17 protein-coding genes and 1 pseudogene are annotated in these 22,181 nt (G+C 68.5%); 13 read left to right on the forward strand and 5 right to left on the reverse strand.

The window, feature by feature from the left end; genetic code table 11:
- Positions 1-44 precede the first annotated feature (44 nt).
- The 5 genes from V3W46_RS11125 to V3W46_RS11145 are packed head-to-tail and all read left to right on the forward strand — an operon-like array spanning position 45 to position 5,990.
- Positions 45-2,039 (forward strand): DUF4012 domain-containing protein, encoded by a 1,995-nt coding sequence (locus V3W46_RS11125; protein WP_331783182.1) that lies wholly within the window; start codon positions 45-47, stop codon positions 2,037-2,039.
- Positions 2,040-2,075: 36 nt separating this feature from the next.
- Entirely contained in the window at positions 2,076-2,642 is a 567-nt protein-coding gene (locus V3W46_RS11130; RefSeq protein ID WP_331783183.1) for a GtrA family protein, read from the forward strand.
- Between the two features lie 21 nt (positions 2,643-2,663).
- Positions 2,664-2,945 carry a hypothetical protein gene (locus V3W46_RS11135; protein ID WP_331783184.1) on the forward strand — a complete coding sequence of 94 codons (282 nt, stop codon included), beginning with the start codon at positions 2,664-2,666 and terminating at the stop codon, positions 2,943-2,945.
- Positions 2,935-4,539: a glycosyltransferase gene (locus V3W46_RS11140; RefSeq protein ID WP_331783185.1), complete on the forward strand. Its 1,605-nt coding sequence runs from the start codon at positions 2,935-2,937 to the stop codon at positions 4,537-4,539. The genes V3W46_RS11135 and V3W46_RS11140 overlap by 11 nt, the downstream gene beginning before the upstream one ends.
- Entirely contained in the window at positions 4,536-5,990 is a 1,455-nt protein-coding gene (locus V3W46_RS11145; RefSeq protein WP_331783186.1) for a glycosyltransferase, read from the forward strand. Before V3W46_RS11140 ends, V3W46_RS11145 begins: the two co-directional genes overlap by 4 nt.
- Before the next feature lie 9 nt (positions 5,991-5,999).
- On the opposite strand, the gene V3W46_RS11150 is transcribed toward V3W46_RS11145, so the two are convergent.
- The gene (locus V3W46_RS11150; RefSeq protein ID WP_331783187.1) at positions 6,000-6,362 is read right to left on the reverse strand and encodes a hypothetical protein; all 363 of its coding nucleotides are present in this window, start codon (positions 6,360-6,362) and stop codon (positions 6,000-6,002) included.
- A 398-nt stretch (positions 6,363-6,760) separates the two neighbouring features.
- Here V3W46_RS11150 and V3W46_RS11155 point away from each other — a divergent pair, with 398 nt between their 5' ends.
- Together V3W46_RS11155 and V3W46_RS11160 are read left to right on the forward strand one after the other, a co-directional pair.
- Positions 6,761-7,705 carry an ABC transporter permease gene (locus V3W46_RS11155; protein WP_331783188.1) on the forward strand — a complete coding sequence of 315 codons (945 nt, stop codon included), beginning with the start codon at positions 6,761-6,763 and terminating at the stop codon, positions 7,703-7,705.
- Between the two features lie 14 nt (positions 7,706-7,719).
- Positions 7,720-8,484: pseudogene (locus V3W46_RS11160) on the forward strand (ABC transporter ATP-binding protein); the annotation flags it as partial.
- A 2-nt stretch (positions 8,485-8,486) separates the two neighbouring features.
- Here the strand turns inward: V3W46_RS11160 and V3W46_RS11165 are convergent.
- Both V3W46_RS11165 and V3W46_RS11170 read right to left on the reverse strand, forming a co-directional pair.
- Positions 8,487-9,890, reverse strand: a complete 1,404-nt coding sequence (locus V3W46_RS11165; RefSeq protein WP_331783189.1) for an O-antigen ligase family protein — start codon at positions 9,888-9,890, stop codon at positions 8,487-8,489.
- Between the two features lie 176 nt (positions 9,891-10,066).
- Complete coding sequence (locus V3W46_RS11170; RefSeq protein WP_331783190.1) at positions 10,067-11,275, reverse strand: acyl-CoA dehydrogenase family protein; 1,209 nt, start codon at positions 11,273-11,275, stop codon at positions 10,067-10,069.
- A 79-nt stretch (positions 11,276-11,354) separates the two neighbouring features.
- Between V3W46_RS11170 and manA the strand changes: the two genes are divergently transcribed.
- Complete coding sequence (gene manA / locus V3W46_RS11175; RefSeq protein ID WP_331783191.1) at positions 11,355-12,659, forward strand: mannose-6-phosphate isomerase, class I; 1,305 nt, start codon at positions 11,355-11,357, stop codon at positions 12,657-12,659.
- A gap of 110 nt (positions 12,660-12,769) precedes the next feature.
- Here manA and V3W46_RS11180 read toward each other — a convergent pair whose 3' ends face one another.
- Positions 12,770-13,774, reverse strand: a complete 1,005-nt coding sequence (locus tag V3W46_RS11180) for a GlxA family transcriptional regulator (RefSeq protein ID WP_331783192.1) — start codon at positions 13,772-13,774, stop codon at positions 12,770-12,772.
- Between the two features lie 275 nt (positions 13,775-14,049).
- Between V3W46_RS11180 and V3W46_RS11185 the strand changes: the two genes are divergently transcribed.
- From V3W46_RS11185 to V3W46_RS11195, 3 genes are all read left to right on the forward strand, one after another.
- Positions 14,050-14,370: a WhiB family transcriptional regulator gene (locus V3W46_RS11185; RefSeq protein ID WP_331783193.1), complete on the forward strand. Its 321-nt coding sequence runs from the start codon at positions 14,050-14,052 to the stop codon at positions 14,368-14,370.
- A 193-nt stretch (positions 14,371-14,563) separates the two neighbouring features.
- Positions 14,564-17,836 carry a glycosyltransferase family 2 protein gene (locus V3W46_RS11190; RefSeq protein ID WP_331783194.1) on the forward strand — a complete coding sequence of 1,091 codons (3,273 nt, stop codon included), beginning with the start codon at positions 14,564-14,566 and terminating at the stop codon, positions 17,834-17,836.
- Positions 17,837-17,975: 139 nt separating this feature from the next.
- Entirely contained in the window at positions 17,976-19,760 is a 1,785-nt protein-coding gene (locus V3W46_RS11195; protein WP_331783195.1) for a DUF5719 family protein, read from the forward strand.
- A 114-nt stretch (positions 19,761-19,874) separates the two neighbouring features.
- Here V3W46_RS11195 and V3W46_RS11200 read toward each other — a convergent pair whose 3' ends face one another.
- The gene (locus V3W46_RS11200; RefSeq protein WP_331783196.1) at positions 19,875-20,315 is read right to left on the reverse strand and encodes a metallopeptidase family protein; all 441 of its coding nucleotides are present in this window, start codon (positions 20,313-20,315) and stop codon (positions 19,875-19,877) included.
- A gap of 61 nt (positions 20,316-20,376) precedes the next feature.
- Here V3W46_RS11200 and V3W46_RS11205 point away from each other — a divergent pair, with 61 nt between their 5' ends.
- Both V3W46_RS11205 and ahcY read left to right on the forward strand, forming a co-directional pair.
- Entirely contained in the window at positions 20,377-20,589 is a 213-nt protein-coding gene (locus V3W46_RS11205) for a DUF3499 family protein (RefSeq protein ID WP_331783197.1), read from the forward strand.
- Between the two features lie 93 nt (positions 20,590-20,682).
- A complete protein-coding gene (gene ahcY, locus V3W46_RS11210; RefSeq protein WP_331783198.1) occupies positions 20,683-22,170 on the forward strand; it encodes an adenosylhomocysteinase in 1,488 nt (495 codons plus the stop codon).
- The last annotated feature ends 11 nt before the right edge of the window (positions 22,171-22,181 follow it).

Below are 22,181 nucleotides of genomic sequence, written 5' to 3' on the forward strand. Positions count from 1 at the left end.
CTATGGTCAGCTCCACCGCAGCAGATTTCGAGGTAATTCACTGGATGCCCTTGCTAAGCTCGGGGCCCGCACGGGGGTTCGACCACACCCTCCACCGATTCGCCGGAACGCACGACAATCAGGAGCTGAGCATCGACACCTCGTACAACGGTCCCGCCGACGGGCCCGACGACGCCGAAGGGCTCGACAGCGCGTTCGGCGCGCCCGCAGAGCCAGAGGCGCGCCGGCGCACCCGGGCCGGCCGCCGCAAGCCGCGCAACACGAAGCGCCGCCGCACGATCGCGATCGTTCTGTCGTCGGTCGGCATCGTCATTCTCGCGCTCGCCGCCGCCACGGGCTGGGTCGTCTACCAGGCGCTGCAGGCCAAGTCGTCGCTCGAGACGGCGCAGAGTTCGGTCAGCGACATCCAGAGCGACCTGACGAAGCTCGACGTCTCGGCGCTACCCGCTTCGGTCGCGACGTTCCAGAACGCCGCCCACGACGCCGCCGACCACACGAACGACCCGTTGTTCAAGCTGGCCGAGAAGGTACCCGTCGTCGGCCCCAACCTCACGGCAGTACGCCAGCTCTCTGAAGCGCTCGACCAGATCGGCAGCCAGGCGCTGCCACCCGTCATGACGGTCGCGTCGAGCGTGACTCCGGATGCCCTGAAGCCGGTCGACGGGCGCCTGAACGTCGACCTGCTCAGCCAGGGCGACGCCGCGCTGGCCACCGCCGACACGGCACTGCAGTCGGCCCAGGCGACCGTCGACGCGGTCGACACCTCGGGAACCGTCGACCAGATCGTGTCGGCGAAGAGGCAGTTCAGCACGGCCCTCACCAAGGCTCACGACCAGATCGGCACCGTGCGCACGACGGTCGCGACCGTGCAGGGCATCCTCGGCGTGAACGGCCCGCGTCACTATATTCTCGCCTTCCTGAACAACGCCGAGACGACCGGGCTCGGCGGCGGGCCGGCATCGCTCTCGATGCTCACCGTCGACAACGGCTCGTTCGCGATCACCGACCAGGCGTCGAGCACTGACTTTCCGTTGACCGACGGTCCCGTGCGTGACATCGACCCGAACCTGCTCAACATCTACTCCGACGGGTTCGCGTCGACCCTGAACTGGTCGACGAGCCGGCCCGACTTCCCGACGGCTGCGCAGACCATCGAGGCGTTCTGGCAAAAATACAAGGGAGGAACGGTCGACGGGGTCATCTCCATCGATCCGATCGCGCTCTCGTACCTGCTCCAGGCCACCGGACCCATCACCGTGCCGTCGACGGGCGACGTGATCGACTCGCAGAATGCGGTGTCTCTGCTGTTGCACGACATCTATCTGCGGTACCCCGCCAGTGAGATCCAGTCGAACACGGACGCGTTCTTCGCCGATGCGGCGAAGAGCATCTTCACCGGCATCACGAACACCACGGCCGACCCGACCGCCCTGCTCGATGCCATGACGAAATCGATCTCAAGTGGCAATCTGATGGCCTGGAGCCCAGTCGATGCCGAGGAGAAGATGGTCACGACCGCCGGGCTGGACGGTGTGCTACCGACGTCGAACAAGGCCTCCACCGTGGTCGGCGCGTATTTCAGAGATGTGACCGTGTCGAAGACCGACTACTGGCTGCAGACCAGCAGCACACTCGACACCGACGTGTGCACGAACAGCCAGAACCCGACCTTCACGACGACCGTCACGCTGCACTCGACCATCACTGACGAAGAGGCGGCCACGCTGCCGAACTTCGTGGTCGGCGGCAACTTCAAGGGCAGAAAGTTCAGCACCGAGGTGTACATCTATGGGCCGGTCGGCGGCACCCTCGCTTCCAGCGCCGTCGGCGACACTAGCGTCGATGCGTCGGTGCGGTCAGGCGCGACCGACCTCGACCGACCCGTGGCGCGGTACCTCGTCGACCTGGCGCCGGGCGAGACGAACACGGTGACGGCGACGTTCAGCGGCGCGCCGGGCGACTACGGTGCACCGGTGCTCACCGGCACGCCGATGATCAACGCGACGACGACGCAGGTCACCGCGCCGGGCTGCAAATGAATCGCTGCCGCGGGCCGTGGCCCGTAGTATTGTGCAATGCCTAACCGCCTCACCCGGGCAGTGACTGTCTTCTACGACACGATCATCCGCTACCTGCTCAAGTTCGGTGTCGTCGGCGCCATCGGCTACGTGGTCGACATCGGCGTGTTCAACCTGCTGCTGCTGAGCGGCGTCGGCCCACTGTGGTCGAAGGTGATCTCGGTCGCCGTGGCCACGGTGCTGACCTGGTTCGGCAACCGGTACTGGACCTTTCGCGAGCACCGTCGTTCGAACTACATCAGAGAGCTGCTCGAGTTCTCGGCCGTGGCCGTCGCCGGCCTGCTGATCAACGTCGTCACGCTGTGGTTCACCCACTACGTGCTCGGCTTCACCAGCGTGCTCGCCGACAACGTGTCGGGCAACTTCATCGGCACCGGGCTGGCCACGCTGTTCCGCTTCGCCCTGTACCGCTACTGGGTGTTCGGTCACCACCGCACCGGCATAGTCGAGAGCACCGACCGCGCCGACGGCGCCGACGTCAAGGCCGAGGTCGCCGCTGCTGCCATCTTCGAAGACGACAGCTTCGCCGAGGCCGACGTGCGCCGCGACACGCCCCAGCCGTAGCCGCCCGCCTATAATTCTGTGGTGCCTGAAGATCTCGAACCAGAACGCGTGGCCGCCCTCGAAGAGCGTGTCGCCGAGCTCGAGGCCTCCCGCGACGGCCTGCAGGCCGAGCTCGACGCGATTCTGAACCGGGCCACCGACCGCTGGCTGAGCGCGGCGAACTTCGAGTCGGATGCGCTCGCCGCCATGCAGCAGACAGTCTCCTGGCGGGTCACGAAGCCGCTGCGGGTCGTTCGCGGCCTGCGGCCGGGCGACATCACCGGCAGCATCTCGGGCCGCCTGGCCTCGCGCCGTGACGGATAGCCGGCTCGGGGCAGCGTCGGTCGCGCCCAGCGCTTCCGCCCCGTTCGATGCGGTCACCCCGCCACCGCCGAGCCCCGCGACCACGGCAGCGCTCGGCCAGCGGCTGGGCGCCGCCGCCGCCGTACTGCTCGCCGGGCATCCGGCCGGTCACGTCGACGACCTGCTCGCCCGCGGCAACGGCGTGCTCGCCGACGCCCTGGTGCGGCACGTTCAGCAGACCAAGGTCGACAGCGAGCTGTGGCTCGTGCTGGTCGCGCTCACCGCAGCCTTTCCCGACGTCGAGTTCTTTCTCGGCGTGCGCCGTTCGCTGGGTGTGACCGCCCCCGAGTTCGCCCTGTCGAGCGTCTTCGAGACCATCCAGCAGTCGTACCGGCCCCTGAAGTGCCTCGACTCCGAGCTCGAGATCGTGACCGACCGGCCGGTGGCCGACGTCGACTTCTGCGCGAAGTACGACCACAACACAGGCATCCAGCGTGTCGTGCGCGAGACCTTCTCTCGCTGGATCGGCGACCACGAACTCGAGCTGGCCTGCTGGTCGGCCGGCGACAACGCGCTGCGCGAGCTCTCGCCCGTCGAGCGCCGGCGGGTCGTCGACTGGGATGCGTGGAAGCAGACTCCGCCGGCGAGCCGCCCCACCTCGACCCCGCCCGGTTTTCGCCCGCGGCTGGTCGTGCCCTACGCCACAACTGTCCTGCTGCCCGAGGTTGCCAGAGACGGCTACTGGTCGGCGCTGTCGTCGCTTGCGCAGTTCTCGGGCAACCGGGTCGGTCTGATCGGCTACGACACCATTCCGATCGCCAGCGCCGACCTCATCGCCGAGAACGAGAGCGAGAAGTTCGCCAAATACCTCTCGATCGTGAAGAACGCCGATCGGGTGGCGGCGATCAGCGCCTCGGCCGCCGACGAGTTCCGCGGCTTCGCCCGCGCGGCGTCGGCCCAGGGCATCCCGCCGGCCACCGTGGTGAGCGTGCCTCTCGCCGTGCAGACGCCGACGCGCGGCACCGCGCCCGCCCGCCGGGCCGGGCAGGGCAGGCCGGCCTCGAAGCTGGTGCTGATGGTGGGCAACCAGGAGCCGCGCAAGAACAACCTCGCCGTGCTGTTCGCCGCCGAGACGCTGTGGCGTGAGGGTCTCGACTTCAGGCTGCGGATGATCGGCGGCGGCTCGTCGGAGTACACCCGCTTCGTCGATCGCGAGGTGAAACGCCTCGCCCGGGCCGGTCACGCGGTCGAACTGCTGCGCGGGGCGCCCGACAGCGTGCTCGTCGACTCGTACGCCGAGGCGCACTGCACCGTCTTCCCGTCGACGCACGAGGGATTCGGGCTGCCTGTCGCCGAGTCGCTCGCAATGGGTGTGCCCTCGATCACCACCGACTACGGCAGCACCCTCGAGATCGCCGAGGGGGGCGGATGCCTCACCGTCGACCCTCGGGATGACCGCCAGCTCGTCGCCGCCCTGCGCTCGATGCTCACCGAACCGGGTGTGCACGAGCGGCTCGTGGCCGAGGCTGAGGCGCGCCCCCCGCGCGACTGGAACGACTACGCCGCCGAGCTGTGGCATGATCTCGTCGACCCTTTGGAGCGTGACCTGCGTTGAGTACATCCGTCGTTCTGGGCCGTCTCGGCGTGCTGTCGAAAACGGTTCTCGGGCGCGACTCGCAGCCGGGCAGCGTCGACGGTTACCTCGCGCTGCTCGCCCCCGCCGTGGAGGGCGACACGAACCTGCTGTGGTTGTCGCACGCGGCGATCGCCGCCGTCTTTCCGCGCCACGACGAGTTCGAGCGCTTCAGGCGCGACCAGGCGCTGAACGGCGCGCTGCCCGCGCTGGCGGCACTGGTGGCCGCGGCGAAGCGGCCGTTCGCGCCGAATCGGGGGGTGGGCATCCGCATCGCCACCGACACCATCGTCGTCGATGTGCACCACACGGCCCGCACCGGGCTGGCCACCGGCATTCAGCGGGTGGTGCGGCAGACCATCCTCCAGTGGCAGGGCAGGGCCGAGGTCGAACTCGTCGGCTGGGATGCGAACTTCACCGGGTTGCGGCACTTGTCGGCACCCGAACGCCAGAATGCACTGCACGGGTCGGTGCCGCGCATCACCCGGCCGCGTGACTGGGTGCTCACCATCCCGTTCGGCACCACGTACATCCTGCCCGAGCTCGCACTCGAACGCGGTCGCACCGACCGCATCTCGTGCCTGGCCGAGTTCTCGGGCAACAGAACCACGGTCATCGGGTTCGACTGCGTTCCGCTCACCTCGTCTGAGACGGTCGGGGCGGGCATGTCGGCCGCGTTCGCGAACAACCTGGCCGGCCTTGCCCACTTCGACCGCATCTCGACGATCTCGGGGGCCGCGGCCACCGAGTACCGCGGCTGGCGGCAGATGCTCAGCGGCGCGGGCATCACCGGGCCCGAGATCGAACCGCTGCTGCTGCCGAGCGTGGCCGAAGACGTGTCGGCCGCCGACTTCGAGCTCGCGCGCACCCGGCTGCTCACCGGCGACGACCCGCTCGTGGTCTGCGTCGGCAGCCACGAGCCTCGCAAGAACCACCTCGCCGTGCTCTATGCGGCCGAGCGGCTCTGGCGCGAGGGCGTGCGCTTCCAGCTCGTGTTCATCGGCGGCAACGGCTGGAACGGCGACGCGTTCCGGCGCCAGCTCGAACGGCTGCAGGGGGAGGGGCGGCCGGTGAAGGCGATCTCCGCGGTCTCCGACAGCCTGCTCTGGAGCGCGTACCGCCTGTCGTACGTGACCGTGTTCCCGTCGCTCAACGAGGGTTTCGGGCTGCCCGTGGGCGAGTCGCTGTCGGCCGGAACCCCCGTGGTCACCAGCGACTTCGGCAGCATGAAGGAGATCGCCTCCGGCGGCGGTGCGATCTTCGTCGATCCGCGCGACGACGACGACGTGTACCGCGGCATGCGGGCCGGTCTCACCGACCCCGAACTGCACGCGCGGCTCTCCGCCGAGGCGGCGGCGCTGCCGGCCCGCGGCTGGTCGGAGTACGCCGACGCCCTGTGGCAGTACTTCGTGCCGACGAGCCAACCCGTGTGACCGGGCGACCTACGGGCCCGGATATCCGTCAGGGCAGTTGAATGGACCGTACGGGGTGTTTCCGACGTACACACGAGGGTAGCCGCCTGCATTCTCCACGATTCTGACCGTACTCGCCGATCTGCCGTTGGTCCCTGAAGACCACAGGGCCCGATTCGCGGCGCTGTACACGACGAAATTCCCGTCAGCCTGATACACGGCCCGCGCTCCCGGGTGGCCCTCGGTGTTGGATGCCCAACACACATACTTGGAACCCGGATAGTAGAAGTCGTCGACGTAGAACACCAGGTTCCCATCTGTCTGCATCACGAGGTCGCTCACGCCGTTCGAGATCATGTCGTCGTCACCGACCAGCGTCGTGCCGATGGGCATAGAGAAATTCCAAGTCGTGTACGTGTCGGTGGGGTCTCCTCCGAACGATGTGACAGTCGCCACCACAAGAACAAACGGTGCGATGCCGCGAGCAACCAACCCGATCCCGCGGTGCAACCTCGTGCCAGTCGTAGCCAAATCATGGTGCACGTGATGACCCCTTCGTCGCTCTCGATTCGCCGAAGGTATGGGCTGGGCTGGCCTTGTTCAAGGGCCAGAGACGCGATGTGTTCAGATTGCCTGGCCAGGGGCCTCATACGGTGAAAACATAAGTGATGAATAATCTCATTTGAAACATTGCATCTGACCCACCGCAACCGCCCGAGCCGACGTTCAGGTGCCGTCGCGTAGTATCTACCAGTGGGATCGACCCTGAGGTCCCCGGGATTGGGCACGAAGTGACGACAGTAGCGCAGGAGCGAGCCGAACGGCTCGCCGAGCTTCCGTTCGAGGTCTCGGTCAGCGCGGGGCCGAAGTCGGTCGGGGGTTTCGTCGCCTCGATTCGAGAGATTGCCGCTCACCGTCAACTGCTCGATCTGCTCATCCGTCGCGAGCTCAAGTCGCGTTACAAAGACTCCTCTCTGGGCTTCGTGTGGAGCCTCGTCAAGCCTCTCGTGCAGCTGTTGATCTACTACGTGTTCATCGGCACGGTGCTGCAGGCCTCGCGGGGCGTGCCCGACTTCGCGATCTTCGTGTTCTCGGGTCTCACGCTCTGGGGGCTCTATTCAGAGACGATCTCCACCGGTACCGCATCGATCATCTCGAACGGTGGTCTCATCAAGAAGGTCTATCTTCCACGCGAGATCTTCCCCCTCGCGTCGACGGGTTCGGCGATCTTCAACTTCTTGGTGCAGATGGTGGTGCTCCTCCTCGCGATCATCGTGTTGGGGCAGTTTCCGGTGTCGTGGAATCTGCTCTACGTGCCCGTCGCTGTCGCCGTGGTATTGATCTGGGGCGTGACGTTCGCCGTGTTGCTGTCGGCTCTGAACGTGTTTCTGCGTGACATCCAGTACCTGGTCGAGGTCGTGATGTTGCTGCTGTTCTGGGCGTCGCCGATCGTCTACTCATGGTCGTTCGTCGTCAAAGCGGTCGGAAGCCACACCTGGCTCCTTGACGTGTATCTGTTGAATCCGATCTCCTTGGCGATCCTCGCCTTCCAGCGAGGACTGTGGCAGGCAGGAAGTCAGACGCGCGTCATCGACACCAACGTCATACCGCCGCAGCCGTGGCCGGCCGATATGAACCTCATGCTCGGAGGCGCAATTGTCGTCGGCCTCGTCGCCCTGTTCTTCGCCCAGCGCATCTTCTCGCGCCTGCAGGGCAACTTCGCCCAGGAGATCTGATGTCGGTGAGTGATATGACAGCGAGCGGCACTGCGAACGTCGGCGGCTACGCCTCCCCGGTCGTGGTGCGCGCCGAAGACGTCTCGAAGCGGTTCGTCATTCGCAAAGAGAAGTCGCTCAAAGAGCGCGTCGTGAACTTCGGCCGCTCGCAGAAGCACAAAGACGACTTCTGGGCGCTGCGCAACGTGAGCTTCGAGATCACGGCCGGCACCACCATCGGCCTGGTCGGCGCCAACGGCTCGGGCAAGAGCACTCTGCTCAAGGTGCTCGGCGGCATCATCGAGCCCAACGGCGGCTTCGTTCAGCGCCGGGGCCGGCTGGCCGCCCTGCTCGAGCTCGGCGCCGGGTTCCACCCCGACCTCACCGGGCGCGAGAACGTCTACCTCAACAGCTCGATTCTCGGACTGACGCGTAAGCAGACCGACGAGTACTTCCAGTCGATCGTCGACTTCAGTGAGATCGAGGAGTTCATCGACACGCAGGTGAAGTTCTACTCCTCCGGCATGTACGTGCGGCTCGCGTTCGCGATCGCGGTGCACGTCGACCCCGACATCCTGCTGGTCGACGAGGTTCTGGCCGTGGGCGACGAGCCCTTCCAGGAGAAGTGCATGGCGAAGATCAAGGAGTTCCAGCAGGAGGGCCGCACGATCATCCTCGTCAGCCACTCCTCAGGACAGGTCGAAGCGCTCTGCGACCGCGTGCTGGTTCTCTCGCACGGCAACGTGATCTTCGACGGGGGTGCCCCCGAGGGCATCGCGGCCCTGCGCGAGTCGTTCGAGCACTAGCGCGAGCGCGGCACGGCGCCCTGGGCCCGCGGCGGGGGGCCGAGCGGCAGCGGGTCGAGCTTCACCTTCGTGGCGAGCAGCACCAGCAGCAGAAAGTTGCCCTCGACGAGCAGCCTGCTCTCGGTCAGGCTCTGGATGACGAGGGCCGCCAGCAGCAGCAGCGGCAGCAGTGCGACGGCCTGGTAGGGGGTCGGCACGCCGACGACCGGCGTCGGCGGGTCGACCGCCATCCACCACGACCGGATGATCGTGGCAGCGATCAGGCACGAGAACACGAACAGCCCCACGAGGCCGAGCTGCAGAAACACGTCGATCCAGGCGTTGTGCGCCTGCAGGTAGGCGGTGCCGTCGATCACGATCAGGTTCTTGAACGGCTCTGCCCACGGCGCCCAGTAGCTCACCCAGCCCCAGCCCAGCACCGGGCGCTGCCAGGCGAGGTTCAGCACCGTGTTCCAGATGTCGACGCGGCCGGTCAGCGTGTCACCGCGGCCGAGCAGCGGAAACAGCCGGTCGGAGAGGTTCAGCGTGAACACCGTGAGCGCGATCACGCCGACGAACCCGAACGGGTAGATGACCAGGCGCCTCGGCACCGGCACCCGCCTGATCAGCATCGCGACGACGAACACGAAGGCCACGCCGATGGTCGCCAGCAGCACGGTGGCCGACCGCGTCAGGGCGTGCTCGAGCAGAGCGACCGCGATCCAGATGGCACTCGGCAGCGCCCGCCTGGTCTTCTCCACCCACTCGATGACGAACACGATGAGGGCCAGCAGCACCACGAAGGCGAGCAGGTTGCGGTTGCCGACGATGCCCTGAATGGCGCCCCCGTTGAAGAGGTTGCCCTCGCTCCACTGGTAGTTCGGGGGCGCCTGCTGCCACGGGTCGAGCAGCCACGTCGCCTGCAGCGCACCGCGCACGAACACCGCGACGAACAGCTCGAACACGAGCGAGAGCCCGAGCAGCCAGCGGAGCGCGGTGCCCAGCGCCCGCAGAATCTCGAGCCACGACAGCGAGGCCGCGATGAAGAACCCTGCGATGGCGGTCAGCCACTGCGAGACGATGCCGAGAGCCGTGGCACCCGGGTAGAACGACCAGAGGATCGACGCCGTGCAGAGCACGAGAAACGCCGCCAGCGGTTTCGAGTACCTGCTCCACTCGATCGAACGGGTGGCGTGACTGCGCACGAGCGACACCACGCACGCGGCGCTCAGCGCGAGCACCAGCACGACGAACGCCGGCCAGCCGAGCAGGCTCTGCCAGGCATCCGCACCCAGCGCTGTGAACAGCACGAGCCCGGCCAGACGGATGCGCCCGGGCGGGCTGGGCAGGGGGTCGACGACCACCGGCGTGCGCCGCGTGAGCGGTGCGACGGCCGGGTCGAGCGGTGGTCTGCTGGGCATCAGAGACCTAGGGTACCCAGACGCTGCCTGTCAGGATGCCCGGCAGAACACCCGCCGGCCCGAATCGTTATACGAAGGCAGCAAACGTACACACGTCGACCGTCGCCGCCGCGCCGCCGACAGTTCTCGCGTCGACCGTCGGCGCCGCCGACGGTCGGAAGAGGGGCGGGAGCGACCTACACGAAGGCAGCGAAGCCCGTGATGCTGCGCCCGACGATCAGCGTGTTCATCTCGCGTGTGCCCTCGTACGAGTACAGCGCCTCGGCGTCGGCGAAGTGCCGCGCCACGTCGTACTCGAGCACGATGCCGTTGCCGCCCAGCGCCTCACGGCACCAGCCCACGGTCTCGCGCATGCGGGCCGTCGTGTACGCCTTGGCCAGGGCCGAGTGCTCGTCGCGCTGGGTGCCCTCGTCGAGCATCTGAGACACACGAACCACCATGCCGAGGCTGGCGGTGATGTTGCCGAGGCTCTTCACGAGCAGGTCTTGCACCAGCTGGTGCGACGCGATCGGCTTGCCGAACTGCACGCGCTGCTTCGTGTAGCGCACGGCCGCCTCGTAGGCCCCGATCGAGTTGCCGACCGCTGCCCAGGCCACCTCGGCGCGGGTGAGCCGCAGCACGGCGGCGGTGTCTCTGAAGCTGTTGCCGTTCTGCAGCCGCATCGTCTCGGGCACCCGCACGTTCTCGAGCGTGATGTCGGCGTTCTGCACGATGCGGAGCGACTGCTTGCCCTCGATCTTCGTGGCGGTGTAGCCGGGGGTGTCGGTCTTCACGATGAAGCCCTTCACCTGGCCGTCTTCGGCCGACTTCGCCCAGATGATGGTGATGTCGCTGAACGTGGCGTTGCCGATCCATCGCTTGGAGCCGTTGAGGATCCAGTCGCCCGTGGCCTCGTCGCGGGTCGCGACCGTGCGCAGGCCCTGAGCCGAGTCTGAACCCGAGTCGGGCTCGGTCAGCCCGAAGGCGCCGACGATCTCGCCCGTGGCCATCTTCGGCAGCCACTCGGCCCTCTGTTCCTCAGAGCCGGCCACGTTGATCGAGCCCATCGCGAGGCCGTTGTGCACGCCGACGTGCGTGGCGACCGAGGCGTCGACGCGCGCGAGCTCGAGAGCCACGAATCCGCGGAACACCGCCGAGTTGTCGAACGTCTTCTCGCTCGGCCAGGCGAAACGGTACACGTCGAGCTCGGCGAGACGCTTGATCACCTGGTGCGGAAACTCGGCCCGCTCCCACAGCCCGTTGACGATCGGCTTGACCTCGGCTTCGAGGTAGGCGCGCAGGTTCGCCAGGGCGGTCTTCTCGCGGTCGGTCAGCAGGTTGTGGTAACCATAGAAATCGCTGGTGAGGGGCTCGTATGTCGTGGTCTGTTCCTGAACCAAAGTCATGCTGAGATCGTAAGACGGTGTCGGGTGCGCACAAACCCCGTTGGTAGTTTGGTCTAAGACTCGTTCGGGAAGGTTCACCATGTTTGTGCAGATCACCAACACGCCCCGCGACTACGCCTGGGGCTCCGACCGGGCGATCACCGACCTGCTGGCAATGCCTCCGACGGGCCGGCCCGAGGCCGAGTTGTGGCTGGGGGCGCACCCGGGGTCGCCGAGCGTGATCGAGCACCCCGAGCAGGTGGGCGGCGCGCGCACGCTCGCGGAGTTCATCGCGAACGAGCCCGACCGGGCATCCGGAGCCCACCGGCACCTGCCGTACCTGCTGAAGATCCTCGCGGCCGACAAACCGCTGTCGCTGCAGGCCCACCCGACGCTCGGCATGGCGCGCGAGGGGTTCGAGCGCGAGAACGCGGCCGGGCTGCCCCTCGATGCGCCGAACCGCAACTACAAAGACGCGTTGCACAAACCCGAGGTCATCTTCGCGCTGAGCGACACCTTCGATGCGCTGTGCGGCTTTCGCCGGGTCGACGAGATCCACGCCGTTCTGGGGGTGTTGAAGGCGGCGGATGCCCGTGCCGCGGTTCCCGAACCCGAGCTCCTGGCCGCCTTCGAGTCGCAGCTTCGTGGCGACACCGCCGAGGCGCTGCGCACGACGGTGCAGTGGCTGCTCTCGGGGGATCAGCAGGTCTCGGCGCTCGTGGACCATGTGACCGCGCTCGTGTCGTCAGACCCCGAGCTCGTTTCCGGTGGCGCTTCGCGTGACGTTTCGGGAGGAGACTTCGGTGAGGCGCTGGCCACGGTGCGCTCTCTTGCGCTCGAGTATCCGGGCGACCCGGGCGTGGTGCTCTCGCTGCTGCTCAACCGTGTGACGCTGAAGCGCGGGGAGGCGCTCTTTCTGCCGGCCGGCAACATCCATGCCTACCTCAGAGGGGTCGGCGTCGAGCTGATGGCGGCCTCAGACAACGTGCTGCGGGGCGGCCTGACCCCGAAGTACATCGACGTGCCAGAGCTGCTGCGGGTGCTGCGGTTCGAGTCGCTGCCCGTGCCCTACCTCGAGCCCGAGCATCCGCAGCCCGGTGTCGCCGTCTACCAGCCCGACGTCATCGACTTCGTGCTGGTGCGCGTGGCGCTGGGGGAGCCCGCGGCGGCCGACCTCGCCCCCGCTGGCTCGGCGGCTTCCGGCGCGCCCGCCACCTCGGCCGCATTCACCCCCGACGGCCCGGCCATCGTCATCGCCACCGCGGGCAGCATGACCGTCTCGTCGTCGGGCGGCTCGGTCGACGTTCTGCGCGGGGAGTCGTACTTCATCACTCCCGACGAGGGCACCCTCACGTTCACCGGCGCCGGCGAGCTCTTTCTCGCGGCCCCCGGCGCCCCCGCCTGACCGCCCACCCCCACCCCTGCACCTCTCGCTTTGCGCATAAGCACGCTAAGAGGGGCCAGAACGTGCTTCTGCGCACAACGGGCGCTGGGCGGGGTGGAGGTGGGGCGGAGTCAGAGGGCGAGTTCGAGCTCGGGGGAGGCGGGAGTGAGGTGTGGCGCGGCCGGGGCGGCGAGGCCGAAGGTGCGGCGGTAGGCGGCCGGGGTCGTCTTCAGCGTCTTGACGAAGTGGTGGCGCATGACGGCCGCCGAGCCGAAGCCGGTCTCGGCGGCGACCCGCTCGAGCCCGAGGTCGGCCGACTGCTCGAGCAGCAGCTGGGCGCGCATCAGGCGCTGGCGGTTCAGCCAGGCCGCGGGCGTGGTTCCCAGGTCGGCACGGAACCGCCGGGCGAACGTGCGCGGCGACATCAGGGCGCGTCGGGCCAGCTCGTCGACGGGCAGCTCCTGGTCGAGGTTGTGCAGCATCCATTCGGTGACGTCGGCGAACGAGTCGCTCTGCACCGGCGCGACGGGGGCCGCGATGTACTGCGACTGGCCGCCCGAACGCTGCGGCGGCACCACCATGCGGCGGGCGATGACGTTGGCCGCAGCCGCCCCCAACTCGGTGCGCACGAGGTGCAGGCAGGCGTCGATGCCGGCGGCGGTGCCCGCACTCGAGATGACGCGGCGGTCTTCGACGAACAGCACGTCGGGGTTCACCCGGGTCAGCGGGTAGTCGCGGGCGAGCCTGTCGGCGTGCATCCAGTGCGTCGTCGCGCTGCGGCCGTCGAGAATGCCCGCGGCAGCCAGGGTGAATGCCCCGCTGCAGACGCTGATGATCCACGCCCCGCGAGCCTCGGCCTCGCGCAGCACGCGCACGACCTCCGGATGCACGGGGTCGTCGATGAGGTGCGCCGGCACCGCCACGAGGTCGGCGTCGGCGGCCTGCTCGAGGCCCTCGCTGATCATCATCGAGTAGCCGAGGCTGGTCGGCACGGCCCCGGGCTCGGCTGTCACGATGTGGAAGTCGAAGGCCGGCCCGCCCATCTCGCTGCGGTCGATGCCGAAGACCTCGCACACCACACCGAACTCGAAGGGGGCGACGTGGGGCAGCGCGAGCAGCACGACTTTCTTCAACATTGTGGCAGTTTATAAGAGAGCATCGCGAAACCGCCAGAAGTCGCCCCGACACACCCGAGCGAACAACCTTTAATGCTCGGTTGAGGGTTTACGATCTGCGACTTGACGTGGGCGAACTACACCGGTGTAATTACTCCTAGGGGTTTTCTAGAAAGACTCGGCATGCCGAAGCTTGAGGGAAGGGAGGGCGTGATATGTCGCCAGTTTCGATCAACGGTCCGGCGTTCAACGACCCAGAGTCCGTCAACAGCGGGGTACCGAACAGATCGGTACCGATGAGCGGGCTTCGCGCCGGTGCTCCAGACGACTGGTTCGTCGATCCCATCAACCTGGGCGTTCCGGGCGTCAGGCAGCCGCAGGTCGGCACCGACGACAATCCGCTCGCCTGGCAGAGCGACTCGCTCTGCGCGCAGACCGATCCCGAGGCGTTCTTCCCCGAGAAGGGTGGCTCGACCCGCGACGCCAAGCGCATCTGCCAGACCTGCGAGGTCAAGGCGCAGTGCCTCGAGTACGCGCTGCAGAACGACGAGCGGTTCGGCATCTGGGGTGGCCTCTCCGAGCGCGAGCGTCGCAAGCTGCGCAAGCAGGCCGGCTGACCCAGCCGCACCTGGCCGGCTGATTCAGCCTCACACCGCTCCTCTTCGGTGGAGCTCGGATGCTACTCATGCACAGCCGGCTCCTTCGGCCGCACCCAGCTCCCTCAGCGAGCCGCGCCCAGCTCGCTCATAGATAGGGGGCGCGCCGGGCTCAACACCGGTTTCATCAAGGCTCGCGTCTAAAGTCGAATGGATGCAAGCCCGAGTCACTGCCGTACTGGTCGCCCACAATGGCGCCGAGCGTCTTCCGCGCACGCTCGAGGCTCTTCGCGCCCAGACCCGGCAGCCTGACGCCCTGGTCGTCGTCGATGTCGCCTCGACCGACAACACCGCGAAGCTGCTTACCGAGGTTCAGCCCACGGGCTTCCTCTCGGCATCCGCTCGCCTCTCGTTCGGCGTGGCGGTGTCGCACGCGCTGGGAGTGGTGACGCCGCCGGCCTCCGACGACGAGTGGCTCTGGCTGCTCTCGCACGACTCTGCCCCCGACGCCGGAGCACTGGCCGCCCTGCTGGCCGCCGTCGAGGTCAACCCGTCGGTCGCCGTCGCCGGCCCCAAGCAGATGGAGTGGACCGACACCGCGTTCATCGCGGCCTTCGGCGAGTCGGTGACCCGGTTCGGCGCGAGCGTTCCGCTCGTCGAACGCGAGCTCGACCAGGCCCAGCACGAACGTATGAGCGACGTGCTCGGGGTGGGAGCCGCCGGCATGCTGGTGCGGCACAGCGTGTTCGCCCAGCTCGGCGGCTTCGACCCCGCGCTGCCCACCGCCGACAACGCCCTCGATTTCTCGATTCGCGCACGGCTCGCCGGCCACCGGGTGATTGCTGTGCCCTCGGCGAAGGTGGCCGTCGCCGGCGACGGGCTTGCCGGCCCGGGAACCTCGGTCAGGGGTTCGGCGCGCCGCAAGCGCCAGACCACCCGGCGTGCAGCGCAGTTGCACCGGCGTCTCGTCTACGCGCCCGCCTTCGCAGTGCTGTTCCACTGGCTGTCGCTGGTTCCGCTCGCGGTCGTGCGCTCGCTGTTCCAGGTGCTGCGCAAGCAGCCGGGCGCCGTGACGGGCGAGTTCGCGGCCGCCTTCAAGACCGCGTTCTCGGGCCACGTCGGTGCCGCTCGGAGATCGATACGCACGACGAAACGAGCGGGCTGGAAATCGCTGGCACCCCTGCGCGTGCCCGGCGCAGAGGTTCGCCGGCGCAACGCCCTGGTGCGGGAGCTCGCGCTCTCGAAGGCGCGGGGATCGCGCGAAGAGCTGCAATTCTTCTCCGGCGGCGGCGCAGCGATCGTCGCGGCGGCGCTCGTCGTCGGTCTCGTTCTGTTCTTCCCGCTGTTCGGCGCGAGCGCCATCGTGGGCGGCTCGTTCCTGCCGCTCGGCCCCGACGCCGGCGGCCTCTGGTCGCAGGTCGGCTATGGCTGGCGCGACCTCGGCCTCGGCTTCGTCGGTGCGGCCGATCCGTTCGCCTACGTTCTGGCGCTGTTCGGGTCGCTGACCTTCTGGTCGCCCTCGGTGGCGCTCGTGGTGCTGTACCTGATCGCCTTTCCGCTCGCCGCGGTGGCCGCCTGGTTCTGCGCCGCGAAGTTCACCAACCGCCAGGGCCTGCGCATCTTCGCCGCCATTCTCTGGACCATCGCGCCGCCCTTCCTGGCTGCGATGGATGCCGGCCAGGCCGGTGCCATGCTCGCGCACCTGCTGCTGCCCTGGCTGATTCTCGCCGGCGCCTCGGCCGCCCGCTCATGGTCGGCCTCCGCCATCGCCTCGCTGCTCTTCGCCGGCGTGGTCGCCGCCGCACCATCGCTCTGGCCCGCGATGCTGCTCATCTGGCTCGGGGCCGTCGTCTTCTCGCGCCGGGCCATCATGCGGTACATCGGCATACCGATTCCGGCGCTCGTGCTCGTCGCCCCGCTGGCCTGGCAGCAGCTGCAGCGCGGCAACGTGTTCGGCCTGTTCGCCGACCCCGGCCTGCCGAACGCCCACGAGTCGACGAGCCTGCTCGATCTGCTGCTCGGCCTGCCCGAGTCGGGAGTGGGCGGCTGGTCATCCATCGGTTCGACCATCGGGCTTGGTTCTGACACGGTCATGCTGCTGGTCGCGTTCATTCTGCTGGCGCCGCTGGCCCTGCTGGCGCTCTACGCCCTCTTCTCCCGGCGTGCGGGCGTCGCCGCCGTTGCGGCCCTGATCGCCGTGGTCGGTTTCGCGACGGCCGTCGGCGCCACGCTCATCTCGGTGAGCTCCACCGGTTCGCTCGCCGTCTCGCTCTGGCCGGGCGCCGGTCTCAGCCTCTACTGGTTCGGCCTGGTCGGCGCGGCGACGGTGGGGCTGGCCACGTTCAAGCGGTTCGCGAGTGTGCCCGCGGTGGTGGCCGCCTTCGCGATCGCCGTGCTGGCGGTACCCGTCGCCACGTCGACGCTGACCGCCACGAGCGACGTGCACTCCAGTACGGGTCAGTCGCTGCCGGCCTTCGTCACAGCCGAGGCCGCCTCGAACCCGCGCGTCGGCACGCTTGTGCTGAACCCGCAGGCGAATGGAGGGTTGGCGGCATCCGTCGTTCACGGAAACGGCGCGACCCTCGAGACACAGTCGACCCTGGCCGCGACCACCTCGACGGTGACTCCCCAGACGGCAGAACTCGCCGAGCTCGTCGGCAACCTCGCCTCGCGCAGCGGTGAAGACGCCACCGTTCAGCTGGCCCAGCTGGGCATCGAGTTCGTGGTGCTGGCGCCCGCCTCGGGTGCGGCCGCGACCCCGGATGCCCAGGCCGTCGTCGCCCGTTCGACGAGTGCCTTCGACAGCAACGCGTCGCTCACGCCCATCGGCTCGACGTTCGCGGGCGGGCTGTGGCAGATCACCGGCACCCCCGGATTCTCGGCGCTGCCCCCGGTGTCGCCGACGAACACCGGCACCCCGACAGGCCTCCTCATTCTGATCGTGCAGGCGATCGTGTTCTTGCTGGCACTGCTGCTCGCTCTGCCGGCCGGGCGCCTCGAGGCCCACGGGCTGCGCGCCGCGACGGCGCTCGACGAGGTCGGCGCGGAGGCCGGCAGCGCGGGCGGCGAGGGCCTTGCGGAGGCGACGACCGACGCCGAGCGTGCGCAGGCACCGGAGCGCGGGGCTGGCGGGCATGGGGCCCGCGATCGTGAGGACGGCGACCGTGAGGCCCGCGATGGTGAGGCCCGCGACCGTGAGGCGCGCGATCGTGATTCCGCCGAGCATGGGGGAGCCGATAGCGAGCCGGCCGACCGCGGCGTGGCCGGCGACGGGTTGGCCGGTGGCAGGGTGACGGGTAGCGGGGTGGCTGATCGCGCAGTGCCGGGTGGCGGGGTGGCTGATCGCGACGGCGCCGAGTCGGCGGCTGCGGTGGCTGCCACTGGGGTGACGGATTCCATCGACGCGGGCGCGCCGTCGGCAGACCAGACGACCGCCCGAGATCGCACGACAACCGAGGTACCGGAGGGGGTGCACCATGGCGAGTGACAACGACGACCGCGAGGTCACGCCTCCCGCATCCCAGCCCACCCCGCCTCCGGTGTCCGAGCCCACCCCGCCTCCGGTGTCCGAGCCCACCGTGCCTCCGGTGTCGGAGCCGGCAGTGCCTCCCGCGTCGGAGCCAGTCGTGCCACCCAGCACGGAGGCGGCGGTGGAGGGATCGCAGACGGCAGCGGCCGTCGAGCCGACCATTCCGGTGGCGGGTCCGATTCCGGCCAACGAACCCAAGCCTCGCAAGGAGCCCAAGCCACCCAAGGCCCCGAAGGCGGTGAAGCCCGCCAAAGCGACCCAACCGGCGCAGGCAGTAGACCCCGCGAGGCCCGCGGAGGCCGCGAAGCCGCCCAAGCCGCCCAAGCCACCCAAGGCCCCGAAGACGGCGAAGCCCGCGAAGGCGCCCAAGACGGCGACCGCGGTGGCCGTGGCCGCCGGCGGGTCGCGCCGAACCAGCGGTGCGACCGGCGAGGGAGCCCGACGCTCCGTCGCGCGCACCAGCATCAGCGTCGCCATCGGCATCGTCGTGCTCGCGCTGGCCGCCGCCACCGTCGGCGCCGCCGCTGTCGTGGCGCTGCCGACCGTCACGAGCGGCGTGCCGAACGTCGTCGTCACCCCGGTCGCCTCGCCGCAGACGCGGGTCTGCCCCGGCCCCTTCCTCGGCCTCGCCGACCAGAGCCAGGCCTCGGCCGACTCCGCGACGCCCGCCGTGCTGCCGCTCGGCGACCCGACCCTCGTGACCGGAATCGTTCCGACCACCGACACCATCACCACCGACGCCCTGTCGACTCCGGATGTTCAGCAGGGCACCTCGACCCCGACGACGCTGACCGCTCCCGGCTCGAGCGGCACCCTGCTCGGCGGCAGTCAGTCGCAGGCCCTCGCGCAGTCCGACCTGGCAGGTCTCGCCACGTCTGAGTGCGGCGAGGCGTCGGCCGACACCTGGCTCGCGGCCGGTTCGACCGTCACGGGTCGTTCGGCGTACCTGTTGCTGTCGAACCCGACCGACGTGCTGGCCACGGTCGCGCTGTCGATCTTCAGTGAGTCCGGGGCGGTCAATGCGCCCGGAACGAGCGGCATCACCGTGCAACCGCATTCGCAGCGGGCGCTGTCGCTGGCCGGGTTCGCTCCGAACATCGTGTCGCCGGTCATCCACGTCACCTCGGCCGGCGGAACCGTGCTCGCCTCGCTGCAGCAGAGCGTCATCCGCGGCCTCACCCCGGGCGGCATCGACACCGCCGGGCCGACCGGCGCCCCCGCCCTCAGCCAGACCATCGCCGGTGTGCAGATCGTGAGTACCAGTTCGATCGCCGAGCAGGCCGCCGACCCGGCCTCGAGCGACCTGACTGCGGCACTGCGTGTCTTCGTGCCCGGGGCGGCCGCGGCCACCCTCAGCGTGACGTTCAAGAGCGAGACGCTGGGCGTCGCCGACACCACGGTCAGCTACAGCGCTACCGGCGGGGTCGTCACAGACTTTCCGCTGCCGTCGCTGAACGACGACACGTACAGCGTGGTCGTCTCGTCTGACCAGCCGGTCGTGGTGGGTGCCCGGGCCGCCGTCGTGAGCGGCGGAACCGACTTCGCCTGGTACCAGTCTGGCCAGAGCCTCGACGGAACCTTTCTGTTCGCCACCGCGACCGGGCCGAACGCCCGCCTCATGCTGGTGAACACATCGAGCCAGGATGCCGCGGTGACGATCTCGCAGACCGACCAGGCCTCACCGCCCGCCACGTTCACCGTCGCGGCGAACAGCGCCCTCGGCTACTCGGTCATCGGCAACATGGCGTTCACCGTGGTGACCACGGCTCCGCTGACGGCCTCGGTGGGGTACGTGGGAGACGGACTGATCTCGTCGTTCAGCGTCAGCCCGGCGAGCCCGCTGGCGGCGCCGATCACGGTGTACGGCGGTACGGGCGGCTGATTGGGCCGAGCGGTCGTGCCGCCCGGCATCCACCTCGCAGCGCATCCATTCTGCCCGGTGCTGTGCGCTGGGTTCACTGCCGCCGGGCATCCGTGGACTGGGGAACCGTGCGCGTCAGAAGTGGCGGAAGCGGTCGGGCGCCAGATCCCACGGGTCTTTGCCGAGCAGCTCGGCCACCGCGCGGAACACGCAGCTCTCGATGATCATGCGTTTGTGCAGCTCGTCGTCGCGGTGCAGTTTCGACAGGCGCTGGATGGGCAGCCGGTAGAGGATGATGCGGTTGCCGATGACGCTCCAGCGTTCGACGGCCTCGCCCTCGGCTGGCATGCCGAGCGGCACGGCACCGATCTCGAACACGACGTCTGCCAGCTCGTCGGGCCACACGCCTTTCAGATAGTCGGCGGTCGACGCCACCGTCATCTCGAACAAGTCGATACGGGTGCGCAGCGGCGGCAGATGCGGGCCGGTCACCGACGACCGCAGCGTGCGACCGTGGCGATTGCGGTACCGGTAGCGCGAGACGTGCGCTGTTCTGTTGCGCCGTGAACGAGGCATGAAGCAAGCTTACGGCGCGCCCGCCGGGGTCATCGACCTTCGCAGATCTATGGTGAAGGGGATGATCTCCAGAACCTGCTCACGCGTGTCATGTCAGGGCGAAGCCGTGTCGACCCTCACCTATGTGTACGCCGATTCCATGGCGGTGCTCGGCCCGCTCAGCATGCAGCACGAGCCGCACAGCTACGACCTGTGCGAGCGGCACTCCGAGCGGCTGTCGGCACCGCAGGGTTGGCAGGTCGTGCGGTACATGACCGTCGGCAACGGCAGCTGAGCCCGTTTTCTCCCCAGGTGGCGGTGTGCGCGACGTCTCCACATCTGCCGTCAACCCTGCCCGTCGCCCAGTGGTGTGGGCGATAATGGGGGCATGACTTTCGCCGCCACCCCCACTCGCACCGCACTGCCCTTCAAGGTTCGCGACCTCGGCCTCGCCGAGGCCGGCCGTCACCAGATCCGCCTCGCCGAGAACGAGATGCCGGGGCTGATGGCCCTGCGCGACGAGTTCGGTGCGTCGAAGCCACTCGCAGGCGCCCGCATCATGGGTTCACTGCACATGACGGTGCAGACCGCGGTGCTCATCGAGACCCTGGTCGACCTGGGCGCGCAGGTGCGCTGGGTCAGCTGCAACATCTTCTCCACGCAAGACGAGGCCGCGGCGGCCATCGTGGTCGGGCGCGGCGGCACGCCCGAGGCGCCCGCGGGCGTTCCGGTGTTCGCGTGGAAGGGCGAGACGCTCGAAGAGTACTGGTGGTGCACCGACCAGGCGTTCGACTGGAGCGCCGAGGCCGCCGAGGCCGGCGAGTCGTACATCGGCCCGAACATGATCCTCGACGACGGAGGCGATGCCACCCTGCTCGTGCACAAGGGCCGTGAGTTCGAGCTCGCCGGCGCGGTGCCCGCGGCGACCGAGACCGACACCCACGAGTACACGGTCATCCTCGATCTGCTGCGCCGCTCGCTCGAAGAGAACCCCCACCGCTTCACCACCATCGCCGCCGACATCAAGGGCGTCACCGAAGAGACCACCACGGGCGTGCACCGCCTGTACGAGCTGGCCGCGTCGGATGCCCTGCTGTTCCCTGCGATGAACGTCAACGACTCGGTGACGAAGTCGAAGTTCGACAACAAGTACGGCATCAGGCACTCCCTGCCCGACGGGCTGAACCGCGCCACCGACGTTCTGATCGGCGGAAAGGTCGCCTTCGTGGTCGGCTACGGCGACGTGGGCAAGGGTGCAGCCGAGGCGCTGCGCGGCCAGGGTGCACGCGTCATCGTGAGCGAGGTCGACCCGATCAACGCGCTGCAGGCTGCGATGGACGGATTCCAGGTCGCCCGGCTCGAGTCGGTGCTCGACACCGTCGACATCTTCATCACCGGTACGGGCAACCAGCACGTGATCACCACCGACCACCTGCTCGGTATGAAGCACCTCGCCATCGTGGCGAACGTCGGGCACTTCGACGACGAGATCGACATCGCGGGCCTCGAACGCATCGACGGCGCCGTGAAGGTCGAGATCAAGCCGCAGGTGCACGAGTGGCGCCTGCCCACCGGCCGTTCGGTGCTGGTGCTCTCAGAGGGCCGCCTGATGAACCTCGGCAACGCCACCGGCCACCCCAGCTTCGTGATGAGCAACTCGTTCACGAACCAGGTGCTGGCGCAGATCGAGCTCTGGGGCAGCCCCGAGAACTACCCGACGGGCGTGTACACGCTGCCGAAGATCCTCGACGAGAAGGTGGCGCGCCTGCACCTCGACGCGCTCGGCGTCGAGCTCACCACGCTCACCCCCGCCCAGGCCGCCTACATCGGCGTACCCGTCGAGGGCCCGTACAAGGTGTCGCACTACCGCTACTGAGCCCGCGCCGG

The organism is Subtercola sp. YIM 133946 (genome assembly GCF_036553535.1).
Taxonomy (GTDB): Bacteria; Actinomycetota; Actinomycetes; order Actinomycetales; family Microbacteriaceae; genus Subtercola.